The following is a 10,993-nucleotide window of genomic DNA, read 5'->3' on the forward strand; positions in this document are numbered from 1 at the left end:
TCAGCATCCCAGGCAAACAAAAACGCCCGGCATAAGCCGGGCGTCTTGTATTGACCTGATTAGCGAGCGCGGTAAGTGATGCGCCCTTTGCTCAAGTCATAGGGCGTCAGCTCGACGCGCACTTTGTCACCGGTAAGAATACGAATGTAGTTCTTGCGCATCTTGCCGGAGATATGCGCGGTTACGACGTGCCCATTTTCCAACTCCACACGAAACATGGTGTTGGGCAGGGTGTCGACGACAGTGCCTTCCATTTCGAAGCTGTCTTCTTTCGACATGCAGTAAAGCCCTCGGTGTCCAATGAATGGCCCGGTGCAACTGCGCCAGGCAAAAGCGGCGTGCATTGTGCCCGAAAAATGGTGTTTAAGCCAAGGGGTTTAGGGCTTGCTCTAGTTCAGGACGACCCAGCGCTGGTTTATCAGCAGTTCGATGGGGCGATACTGGGTCTTGTAGCTCATTTTTTTGCAGTTCTTGATCCAGTAGCCCAGGTAAACCGCGTCCAGCCCCAGGCGCCGGGCTTCGGCGATTTGCCACAGTATCGCGTAGCGTCCCAGGCTGCGGCGCTCTTCGCCGGGCTCATAGAAGGTGTAGACCGCCGACAGACCGTTCGGCAGAAGGTCGGTGACGGCGATCGCCAGTAGTCGACCCTGGAGGCGAAATTCGTAGAACCGCGAAAAAGGCAGATCGCGAACCAGGAAGGTCGAGAACTGATCGCGGCTGGGCGGGTACATGTCGCCATCGGCATGGCGTTCTTCGATGTAGCGCTGATAAAGATCGAAATATTCTTCGCTGAAACCTGGCTTGGCGGGGCGGACTTGCAAGTCGGCGTTGCGTTTGAAAATGCGTTTTTGCTGACGATTGGGCGTGAATTGCCCTACCGGAATGCGCGCCGGTACGCACGCGTTGCAATTCTGGCAATGAGGGCGATACAGGTGGTCGCCACTGCGCCGAAAACCCATCTCGGAAAGATCTGCATACACGTGCACATCCATGGGCTGGCTAGGGTCGAGAAACAGGGTGGTGGCCTGCTCCTCGGGCAGATAGCTGCAGGAGTGGGGTTGAGTGGCATAAAACTTCAAACGCGCCAACTCGGTCATGATCAACCCTCGGAAAGCTTTTGGATAAGTGTAAGCCACGCGAGCCAAAGTCGCTCAGCAAACCCAGGTTGCACGATTGGGCTGATCCAGATGCCGCGCCAGGTAATCGGCAAACACCTGGCGCGGAATCGCTCGCGCACCCAGGCTATGCAAATGATCGGTGGGCATCTGGCAATCGATGAGCACGAAACCCGAGTCTTTCAGATGTCGTACCAGTGTGGCAAAGCCAAATTTCGACGCGTTATCGGCCAGGCTGAACATGGATTCGCCGAAAAACAGCTGGCCCATCGCCAGGCCATACAGCCCGCCCACCAGTTCATCCTGGTCCCAGACCTCTACCGAATGCGCATGGCCGCGTTTGTGCAGTTCGATGTAGGCGTCCTGCATGGCTTCGGTGATCCAGGTGCCGTCCGCATATTCCCGGGGAGCGGCGCAGGCACGGATAACCGCGGCAAAATCCTGGTCGAAGGTCACTTGGTAGCGTTGTTGGCGCAGCAGTTTGTTCAGGCTGCGGGACACGTGCAGTTCATCGGGAAACAGCACGGTGCGAGGGTCCGGCGACCACCAGAGGATCGGCTGGCCTTCGGAAAACCAGGGGAAGCAACCATGGCGGTAGGCCTGGATCAGCCGATCGGCGGACAAGTCGCCACCGGCCGCCAGTAATCCATTGGGATCGCGCATGGCCTTTTCCAGGGCCGGGAACGTCAGGGTGTTGCGTTGTAACCAGGTCAGCATGGCATCAGGGCTTACAGAAGGGGAGGGCGATGGCGGGCGTAGGCCCGCCGTGAAGTTTGCCGTCAAACAGTGGGAATGTCGTCGAGGTATTTTTCCGCGTCCAGGGCGGCCATGCAGCCGGCGCCAGCAGAGGTGACGGCCTGGCGATAGACGTGATCGGCGACGTCACCCGCGGCAAACACCCCTTCAATGGCGGTTGCCGTCGCATTGCCTTCGCTGCCACCGTTGACCAGCAGATAGCCATCACGCATTTCCAGTTGGCCCGTGAACAGGTCGGTATTGGGCTTGTGGCCGATGGCGATGAACACGCCGGTCAGGGGCAGCTCAGTGATCGCGCCGGTATGACTGTCGCGCAGGCGCGCGCCAGTCACGCCGCTGGCGTCGCCCAGCACCTCGTCCAGATTCTGGTTCCAGTGCAGGCGAATATTGCCCTTGGCGGCTTTTTCAAAGAGTTTGTCCTGAAGAATCTTTTCCGAGCGCAACTTGTCGCGACGGTGAATCAAATGGACTTCCCGGGCAATGTTCGACAGATAGAGCGCTTCTTCAACGGCGGTATTGCCGCCCCCCACCACCGCGACCACCTGGTTGCGATAGAAGAAGCCGTCGCAGGTCGCGCAAGCTGAAACCCCTTTGCCGGCAAAGGTCTCTTCCGAAGGCAGCCCCAGATACTGGGCCGAGGCGCCCGTGGCGATAATCAGTGCGTCGCAGGTATAAGTGCCGCTGTCACCGATAAGTTCGAAGGGGCGCTGTTGCAACTTGGCGGTGTGGATGTGGTCGTAAATGATCTCGGTGGCAAAGCGCTCGGCGTGTTTTTGCATGCGTTCCATCAGGACCGGGCCAGTCAGGCCTTCGACATCGCCTGGCCAGTTATCGACTTCCACGGTGGTAGTGAGCTGGCCACCTGCCTGTATGCCGGTAATGACAACGGGCTTGAGGTTGGCGCGAGCGGCATACACGGCTGCGCTGTAACCCGCGGGGCCGGATCCCAGGATGATCAGGCGGGAATGCTTCGCTACGCTCATAAAAACACCTCATAAGCCTTTGTCACAAAAGAGAATGCGTGCTCAAATTGAGTCGCACGTAATGTGCTGTTGACTATGCTACACCCAAGAGTTGCCAGCATGGCATCGCACGTACAAACCCGTACAATGCCTGGCTATAACAGTGTTTGTAACAAAATCGGCATCGCATTTCGTGTTTATGAAAACCGATGCGCAGTGTTAAAAGTAGTCCCGGTTACGCCTGTTAACTTTTTTACCTGCCTGGATTGGGCAGTTTTATAGTCATTCAACAGATGGACGCGCCATTGGCGCAGGAAAAACAGGTTTTGAAGAAATCCACCGCAGCACCCAAAACAGTTGTTCCACTCTGGCGTCAGCACCTGCACTACCGCCTCAAGGAAGGTGCATTGATCGCCATCGGTGCGTTGTGCCTGTTCCTGATGATGGCCTTGCTGACCTATGGCAAGGACGATCCGGGCTGGAGCCATAACAGCAAGATCGAGGACGTTCAAAACTTCGGCGGCCCGGCGGGTTCCTATAGCGCCGATATCCTGTTCATGGTGCTGGGTTACTTTGCCTATATCTTCCCGTTATTGCTGGCGATCAAGGCCTATCAGATCTTCCGCCAACGCCATGAGCCGTGGGAGTGGAGCGGCTGGCTGTTCTCCTGGCGCCTGATCGGCCTGGTGTTCCTGGTGCTGTCGGGCGCCGCGCTGGCGCACATCCATTTCCATGCCGCGACCGGTCTGCCGGCCGGCGCCGGGGGAGCGCTGGGCGAGAGCCTTGGCGACCTGGCGAAGAACGCGCTGAACATCCAGGGCAGCACGCTGCTGTTCATCGCCTTGTTCCTGTTCGGTCTCACGGTGTTCACCGACCTGTCATGGTTCAAGGTGATGGACGTTACCGGCAAGATCACCCTCGACCTGTTCGAGCTGTTCCAGGGTGCCGCCAATCGCTGGTGGGCAGCCCGTACCGAGCGCAAGCAACTGGTGGCGCAGCTGCGTGAAGTCGATGAGCGCGTGCACGACGTGGTCGCGCCAACCGTCACCGACAAGCGCGAACAGGCCAAGGTCAAGGAGCGCCTGATCGAGCGCGAGCAGGCCCTGAGCAAGCACATGTCCGAGCGCGAGAAGCAGGTGCCACCGGTGATTGCCCCGGCGCCACCCAAGCCGCCAGCGCCGAGCAAGCGCGTGGAAAAAGAAAAGCAGGCGCCGTTGTTCGTCGACAGCGCTGTGGAGGGCACTTTGCCGCCGATCTCGATTCTCGACCCGGCGGAAAAGAAACAACTCAATTACTCGCCCGAATCCCTGGCGGCCGTCGGCCACCTGCTGGAAATCAAGCTCAAGGAATTCGGCGTCGAAGTCACCGTGGATTCGATCCATCCGGGTCCGGTGATTACCCGTTACGAGATCCAGCCAGCGGCCGGGGTCAAGGTCAGCCGTATCTCCAACCTGGCGAAAGACCTGGCGCGTTCCCTGGCCGTGACCAGCGTGCGTGTGGTGGAAGTGATTCCGGGCAAGACCACGGTCGGTATCGAGATTCCCAACGAAGACCGGCAGATCGTGCGCTTCTCCGAAGTGCTGTCGACCCCCGAGTACGACAACTTCAAGTCCCCGGTCACCCTGGCCCTGGGTCATGACATCGGTGGCAAGCCGGTGATCACCGACCTGGCGAAGATGCCGCACCTGCTGGTGGCCGGTACGACCGGTTCCGGTAAGTCGGTGGGGGTGAACGCGATGATCCTGTCGATCCTGTTCAAGTCCGGTCCGGAAGATGCCAAGCTGATCATGATCGACCCGAAAATGCTCGAGCTGTCGATCTACGAAGGTATTCCGCACCTGCTGTGCCCGGTGGTCACCGATATGAAGGACGCCGCCAACGCCTTGCGCTGGAGCGTCGCCGAGATGGAGCGGCGCTACAAGCTGATGGCGAAGATGGGCGTGCGTAACCTGTCCGGCTTCAACGCCAAGGTCAAGGAGGCGCAGGACGCCGGCGAGCCATTGAGCGACCCGTTGTACAAGCGCGAAAGCATCCACGACGAAGCGCCGCTGTTGCAGAAACTGCCGACCATCGTCGTGGTGGTCGACGAATTCGCCGACATGATGATGATCGTCGGCAAGAAGGTCGAAGAGCTGATCGCGCGTATCGCCCAGAAGGCGCGGGCGGCAGGTATCCACTTGATCCTTGCGACCCAGCGTCCGTCGGTGGACGTGATCACCGGCCTGATCAAGGCCAACATCCCCACGCGCATGGCGTTCCAGGTGTCGAGCAAGATCGACTCGCGGACCATCATCGACCAGGGTGGCGCCGAGCAATTGCTGGGTCACGGTGACATGTTGTACATGCCACCGGGTACCAGCCTGCCGATCCGGGTTCACGGCGCGTTCGTGTCCGACGATGAGGTTCACCGCGTGGTCGAGGCCTGGAAACTGCGCGGCGCGCCGGAATACAACGACGACATCCTCAACGGTGTCGAAGAGGCCGGCAGCGGCTTTGAAGGCAGCAGCGGTGGCGGCGACGGCGATGATCCCGAGGCCGACGCGCTGTATGACGAAGCAGTGCAGTTCGTCCTTGAAAGCCGTCGCGCGTCCATCTCCGCGGTACAGCGCAAGCTGAAGATCGGCTACAACCGCGCCGCGCGCATGATCGAAGCCATGGAAATGGCCGGGGTCGTGACGTCCATGAACACCAACGGTTCGCGTGAAGTCCTGGCCCCTGGCCCGGTACGCGACTGACCCGATACTGAAAAGGGGTGGCGCCCCAAGGCGCCGCCCGCACTCCCACGAATGTTATGAGGACTCCCATGCGTCTGATCCGCATGCTGTTGCTGCCGGTACTGGCTTTGAGCACGCTCTCGGCCCACGCCGATGACAAGGACGTGGCACGCCTGACCCAATTGCTGGAAAAATCCCAGACCCTGACTGCGCGCTTCTCCCAGCTGACCCTGGATGGCACAGGTACCCAATTGCAGGAAACCGCCGGCGAGATGTCGCTGCAGCGCCCTGGCCTGTTCTATTGGCACACCAATGCGCCTGCCGAGCAGACGATGGTCTCCGACGGTAAAAAGGTCACCCTGTGGGACCCGGACCTGGAGCAGGCCACCATCAAGAACCTCGATCAACGCCTGACCCAGACGCCAGCCCTGCTGCTGTCCGGTGACGTGTCGAAGATCAGCCAGAGCTTCGATATCAGCGCCAAGGAAGCCGGCGGCGTGATCGACTTCACTTTGAAGCCCAAGACCAAGGACACCCTGTTCGACAGCCTGCGCCTGTCGTTCCGCAATGGCCTGGTCAATGATATGCAACTGATCGACAGTGTCGGCCAGCGCACCAATATCCTGTTCACCGGGGTCAAGGCTAACGAGCCGATCCCGGCATCGAAATTCAAGTTCGACATTCCCAAGGGTGCCGATGTAATCCAGGAATAAAACGCGAAACCCTTTGTAGGAGCCGGCTTGCTGGCGATGGGTGGGGCAGTCGACATTAATGTTGAATGACAAAATGCCATCGCCAGCAAGCCGGCTCCTACAGGGGATGCTGTTTTCATAGCGAGGTTGTAAAAGTACGTGATGGACCTGTTCCGCAGCACCCCGATCGCCCAGCCCCTGGCCGCCCGCTTGCGCGCGACCAATCTGGACGAGTACGTCGGTCAGGAACACGTGCTCGCTCGCGGCAAGCCCTTGCGCGAAGCGCTGGAGCAGGGTGCCCTGCATTCGATGATTTTCTGGGGGCCGCCAGGGGTGGGCAAGACCACCCTGGCGCGTTTGCTCGCGCAAGTATCGGAGGCGCATTTCGAAACGGTGTCGGCAGTGCTCGCTGGCGTGAAGGAGATTCGCCAGGCGGTGGAAATCGCCAAGCAGCAGGCCGCGCGGTACGGCCGACGCACGATCCTGTTCGTCGACGAAGTGCACCGCTTCAACAAGTCCCAGCAGGATGCGTTCCTGCCGTATGTCGAAGACGGCACGCTGATTTTCATCGGCGCGACCACGGAAAACCCCTCGTTCGAACTCAACAACGCCTTGCTGTCGCGCGCACGGGTCTATGTGCTCAAGAGCCTCGACGAAGCCGCCTTGCGCAAACTGGTGCACCGCGCGCTGACCGAAGAGCGTGGCCTGGGCAAGCGCAACCTGACCCTCAGCGATGAGGGCTTCCAGATGCTGTTGTCCGCCGCCGATGGCGATGGCCGACGCCTGCTCAATCTGCTGGAAAACGCCTCGGACCTGGCCGAAGACAACAGCGAGATCGGCATCGATCTGCTGCAAAGCCTGCTCGGTGATACCCGCCGGCGTTTCGACAAGGGTGGCGAAGCGTTCTACGACCAGATCTCCGCGCTGCACAAATCCGTGCGTGGTTCCAACCCCGACGGCGCGTTGTACTGGTTCGCGCGCATGATCGATGGCGGTTGCGATCCGTTGTACCTGGCCCGGCGCGTGGTGCGCATGGCCAGCGAAGATATCGGCAATGCCGACCCGCGTGCGCTTAGCCTGTGCCTGGCGGCGTGGGAAGTGCAGGAGCGCCTCGGCAGCCCCGAAGGCGAGCTGGCGGTCGCGCAGGCCATTACTTATCTGGCGTGCGCGCCGAAAAGCAACGCGGTGTACATGGGCTTCAAGACCGCACTACGTGCCGCCGCCGAGCATGGCTCGCTGGAAGTGCCGCTGCACCTGCGCAACGCGCCGACCAAGTTGATGAAGCAGCTCGGTTATGGCGACGAATACCGTTATGCCCATGACGAACCTGATGCCTACGCTGCCGGAGAAGACTATTTCCCGGAAGAACTTGACCCGATCCCGTTTTACCAGCCAGTGCCCCGTGGCCTGGAGCTGAAGATTGGCGAAAAGCTCAATCACCTGGCGAAACTCGACCGATTAAGCCCCCGGCAGCGGAGAAAATAGTGCTCCCCTTGATCCTTGCGGTTTCCGCCGGCGGTGTAGCCGGCACCTTGTTACGCTTTGCCACGGGCAACTGGATCAACGCTAATTGGCCGCGGCACTTCTATACCGCGACGCTGGCCGTTAATATCGTCGGCTGTTTGCTGATCGGCGTTTTATACGGCCTGTTTTTACTACGCCCGGAGGTGCCCATCGAGGTGCGTGCCGGGTTGATCATCGGCTTCCTCGGGGGGCTGACGACTTTTTCATCCTTTTCACTGGATACGGTGCGCCTGCTGGAAAGCGGGCAGGTGCCGCTAGCCCTGGGCTATGCTGCCATCAGCGTATTCGGCGGGCTGCTCGCCACCTGGGCTGGCCTGTCCTTGACCAAACTTTGATAACGAGAGACCGACATGCTCGATTCCAAACTGTTACGTAGCAACCTTCAGGACGTAGCGGACCGCCTGGCATCCCGTGGCTTTACCCTGGATGTCGCGCGCATCGAAGCGCTGGAAGAACAGCGCAAGACCGTCCAGACCCGCACCGAAGCACTGCAGGCTGAACGTAACGCGCGCTCCAAATCCATCGGTCAGGCCAAGCAGCGCGGCGAAGACATCGCCCCGTTGATGGCCGACGTCGAGCGCATGGCGGGCGAGTTGAGTGCCGGTAAAACCGAACTGGACGCGATCCAGACCGAACTGGACTCGATCGTGCTCGGCATTCCCAACTTGCCACACGAATCGGTGCCGATTGGCGACGACGAAGACGGCAACGTCGAAGTGCGCCGCTGGGGCACGCCGACCGCGTTCGATTTCCCGGTACAGGACCACGTCGCCCTGGGCGAAAAATTCGGCTGGCTCGACTTCGAGACCGCCGCCAAGCTGTCCGGCGCTCGTTTCGCCCTGCTGCGCGGCCCGATCGCCCGCCTGCACCGCGCCCTGGCGCAGTTCATGATCAACCTGCACGTTACCGAGCACGGCTACGAAGAGGCCTACACGCCTTATCTGGTCCAGGCTCCGGCGCTGCAAGGCACCGGTCAACTGCCGAAGTTTGAAGAAGACCTGTTCAAGATCGCGCGCGAAGGCGAAGCCGACCTTTACCTGATCCCGACCGCCGAAGTGTCGCTGACCAATATCGTCGCCGGCGAAATCGTCGATTCGAAACTGCTGCCGATCAAGTTCGTTGCCCACACGCCGTGCTTCCGCAGTGAAGCCGGTGCGTCGGGTCGCGACACCCGCGGCATGATCCGCCAGCACCAGTTCGACAAGGTCGAGATGGTCCAGATCGTCGAGCCGTCGACTTCGATGGAAGCGCTCGAAGGCCTGACCGCCAACGCCGAGAAAGTCCTGCAACTGCTGGAATTGCCTTACCGCACCATTGCCCTTTGCACCGGCGACATGGGCTTCAGCGCGGTCAAGACCTATGACCTGGAAGTGTGGATTCCGAGCCAGGACAAATACCGTGAAATCTCCTCGTGCTCCAACTGCGGCGATTTCCAGGCCCGTCGTATGCAAGCGCGTTTCCGTAACCCGGAAACCGGCAAGCCGGAACTGGTACACACCCTGAACGGTTCCGGCCTGGCGGTCGGTCGTACCCTGGTGGCGGTGCTGGAAAACTACCAGCAGGCCGACGGTTCGATCCGTGTGCCTGAGGTGCTCAAGCCGTACATGGGTGGCCTTGAGGTTATCGGCTAAATGAACTATCTGCCGCTGTTCCATAACCTTCGCGGCAGTCGTGTGTTGGTCGTCGGTGGGGGGGAAATTGCCTTGCGCAAATCCCGCCTGCTGGCCGATGCCGGTGCGCTGCTGCGGGTGGTCGCACCTGAAATCGAAACCCAGCTGCGCGAGCTGGTCAGCGCCAGCGCTGGCGAGTGCCTGACGCGCGGTTACCTCGAGGCGGACCTGGACGGTTGCGAGCTGATCATTGCGGCCACCGACGACGAAGCGCTCAATGCACAAGTGTCCGCCGATGCCCATCGGCGTTGCGTGCCGGTCAATGTGGTGGACGCGCCGGCCTTGTGCAGCGTGATCTTCCCAGCCATTGTCGACCGTTCGCCGCTGATCATTGCCGTGTCCAGCGGTGGCGACGCACCGGTGCTGGCGCGATTGATCCGCGCCAAGATCGAAACCTGGATTCCTTCGACCTACGGTCAACTGGCTGGCCTGGCGGCGCGTTTCCGGCACCAGGTGAAAAAGCTGTTCCCGGACGTGCAGCAACGTCGTGCGTTCTGGGAAGACGTGTTCCAGGGCCCGATTGCCGACCGGCAATTGGCCGGGCAGGGCGGGGAAGCCGAGCGATTGCTGCAGGCGAAGATTGCTGGAGAGGCGCCGGTGGCCACCGGTGAGGTGTATCTGGTGGGCGCCGGTCCCGGTGATCCGGACCTGCTGACGTTCCGCGCCTTGCGCCTGATGCAGCAAGCCGACGTGGTGCTGTACGACCGCTTGGTGGCACCGGCGATCCTCGAGTTGTGCCGTCGTGATGCCGAGCGCGTCTATGTCGGCAAGCGCCGCGCCGATCACGCCGTGCCGCAGGACCAGATCAACCAGCAACTGGTCGACCTGGCGAAGCAAGGCAAGCGTGTGGTGCGGTTGAAGGGCGGCGATCCGTTCATCTTCGGCCGTGGTGGTGAAGAGATCGAAGAATTGGCGGCCCATGGCATCCCGTTCCAGGTCGTACCGGGCATCACGGCGGCCAGCGGTTGTGCTGCTTATGCCGGGATTCCGCTGACCCACCGCGATTACGCGCAGTCGGTGCGGTTCATCACCGGTCACCTGAAGGACGGCTCCACCGATCTACCGTGGGCCGACCTGGTCGCGCCGGCGCAGACCCTGGTGTTCTACATGGGACTGGTAGGCTTGCCGAGTATCTGCGAGCAGTTGATCAAGCATGGTCGCGGTGCGGATACCCCGGCGGCGTTGATCCAGCAGGGCACTACGGTCAATCAGCGGGTGTTTACCGGCACCCTGGCGGACCTGCCACGGCTGGTGGCGGAGCATGAAGTGCATGCGCCGACGCTGGTAATCGTGGGAGAAGTGGTGCAACTGCGCGAGAAACTGGCGTGGTTTGAAGGGGCTCAGGCGCAAGTCTGAATCTCTGCATCCGATCGTTCCCACGCTCTGTGGACTGCACCCCAAAGGTTGGACACAACCGATGGGGTGTTTCATGGGGAAGTACACAGTTCAAGTGAAGCTGTTGGCGGTGCAGGATTACTGTTCCGGTAATGCGGGTCTTAGAGATGTTGCGGATCGGCACGATGTTGATTTTTCTTCGTTGCGCCAGTGGATCGCGGCCTA

11 protein-coding genes are annotated in these 10,993 nt (G+C 60.6%); 7 read left to right on the top strand and 4 right to left on the bottom strand.

Going from position 1 to position 10,993, the window contains the following annotated elements:
• Window positions 1–59 precede the first annotated feature (59 nt).
• The 4 genes from infA to trxB all read right to left on the bottom strand — a co-directional run bounded on the left by infA (window position 60) and on the right by trxB (window position 2,854).
• Window positions 60–278, bottom strand: a complete 219-nt coding sequence (infA, locus tag CGA21_RS21400; protein ID WP_002553999.1) for a translation initiation factor IF-1 — start codon at window positions 276–278, stop codon at window positions 60–62.
• A 111-nt stretch (window positions 279–389) separates the two neighbouring features.
• Window positions 390–1,097 (bottom strand): arginyltransferase, encoded by a 708-nt coding sequence (locus CGA21_RS21405; RefSeq protein WP_020799527.1) that lies wholly within the window; start codon window positions 1,095–1,097, stop codon window positions 390–392.
• Between the two features lie 54 nt (window positions 1,098–1,151).
• Complete coding sequence (gene aat, locus CGA21_RS21410) at window positions 1,152–1,832, bottom strand: leucyl/phenylalanyl-tRNA--protein transferase (RefSeq protein WP_110754306.1); 681 nt, start codon at window positions 1,830–1,832, stop codon at window positions 1,152–1,154.
• 62 nt (window positions 1,833–1,894) lie between these two features.
• Window positions 1,895–2,854 carry a thioredoxin-disulfide reductase gene (gene trxB, locus CGA21_RS21415; protein ID WP_188264990.1) on the bottom strand — a complete coding sequence of 320 codons (960 nt, stop codon included), beginning with the start codon at window positions 2,852–2,854 and terminating at the stop codon, window positions 1,895–1,897.
• A gap of 272 nt (window positions 2,855–3,126) precedes the next feature.
• On the opposite strand from trxB, the gene CGA21_RS21420 reads away from it, so the two are divergent.
• The 7 genes from CGA21_RS21420 to CGA21_RS21450 all read left to right on the top strand — a co-directional run.
• Window positions 3,127–5,568 carry a DNA translocase FtsK gene (locus CGA21_RS21420; protein ID WP_411157083.1) on the top strand — a complete coding sequence of 814 codons (2,442 nt, stop codon included), beginning with the start codon at window positions 3,127–3,129 and terminating at the stop codon, window positions 5,566–5,568.
• Between the two features lie 68 nt (window positions 5,569–5,636).
• Window positions 5,637–6,260 carry an outer membrane lipoprotein chaperone LolA gene (gene lolA / locus CGA21_RS21425; protein ID WP_008062032.1) on the top strand — a complete coding sequence of 208 codons (624 nt, stop codon included), beginning with the start codon at window positions 5,637–5,639 and terminating at the stop codon, window positions 6,258–6,260.
• A 141-nt stretch (window positions 6,261–6,401) separates the two neighbouring features.
• Window positions 6,402–7,724 carry a replication-associated recombination protein A gene (locus tag CGA21_RS21430; protein ID WP_188264991.1) on the top strand — a complete coding sequence of 441 codons (1,323 nt, stop codon included), beginning with the start codon at window positions 6,402–6,404 and terminating at the stop codon, window positions 7,722–7,724.
• Window positions 7,724–8,098, top strand: a complete 375-nt coding sequence (crcB, locus tag CGA21_RS21435; RefSeq protein WP_020799521.1) for a fluoride efflux transporter CrcB — start codon at window positions 7,724–7,726, stop codon at window positions 8,096–8,098. The genes CGA21_RS21430 and crcB overlap by 1 nt, the downstream gene beginning before the upstream one ends.
• A gap of 15 nt (window positions 8,099–8,113) precedes the next feature.
• Window positions 8,114–9,394, top strand: coding sequence for a serine--tRNA ligase (gene serS / locus CGA21_RS21440; protein ID WP_033044210.1), 1,281 nt, complete (start codon window positions 8,114–8,116; stop codon window positions 9,392–9,394).
• Complete coding sequence (gene cysG, locus CGA21_RS21445) at window positions 9,395–10,789, top strand: siroheme synthase CysG (protein ID WP_188264992.1); 1,395 nt, start codon at window positions 9,395–9,397, stop codon at window positions 10,787–10,789.
• Window positions 10,790–10,862: 73 nt separating this feature from the next.
• Window positions 10,863–10,993: transposase (locus tag CGA21_RS21450; protein WP_188264089.1), on the top strand; the 131-nt coding region annotated here is incomplete at its 3' end.

Source organism: Pseudomonas sp. PSB11 (assembly GCF_014596605.1).
GTDB classification, from domain to species: Bacteria; Pseudomonadota; Gammaproteobacteria; order Pseudomonadales; family Pseudomonadaceae; genus Aquipseudomonas; species Aquipseudomonas umsongensis.

What these genes read in the sequence shown, in the direction of transcription:
- infA (WP_002553999.1), bottom strand. Translation starts at nt 278, where the DNA reads ATGTCGAAAGAAGACAGCTTCGAAATGGAAGGCACTGTCGTCGACACC.
- CGA21_RS21405 (WP_020799527.1), bottom strand. Translation starts at nt 1,097, where the DNA reads ATGACCGAGTTGGCGCGTTTGAAGTTTTATGCCACTCAACCCCACTCC.
- aat (WP_110754306.1), bottom strand. Translation starts at nt 1,832, where the DNA reads ATGCTGACCTGGTTACAACGCAACACCCTGACGTTCCCGGCCCTGGAA.
- trxB (WP_188264990.1), bottom strand. Translation starts at nt 2,854, where the DNA reads ATGAGCGTAGCGAAGCATTCCCGCCTGATCATCCTGGGATCCGGCCCC.
- CGA21_RS21420 (WP_411157083.1), top strand. Translation starts at nt 3,127, where the DNA reads ATGGACGCGCCATTGGCGCAGGAAAAACAGGTTTTGAAGAAATCCACC.
- lolA (WP_008062032.1), top strand. Translation starts at nt 5,637, where the DNA reads ATGCGTCTGATCCGCATGCTGTTGCTGCCGGTACTGGCTTTGAGCACG.
- CGA21_RS21430 (WP_188264991.1), top strand. Translation starts at nt 6,402, where the DNA reads ATGGACCTGTTCCGCAGCACCCCGATCGCCCAGCCCCTGGCCGCCCGC.
- serS (WP_033044210.1), top strand. Translation starts at nt 8,114, where the DNA reads ATGCTCGATTCCAAACTGTTACGTAGCAACCTTCAGGACGTAGCGGAC.
- cysG (WP_188264992.1), top strand. Translation starts at nt 9,395, where the DNA reads ATGAACTATCTGCCGCTGTTCCATAACCTTCGCGGCAGTCGTGTGTTG.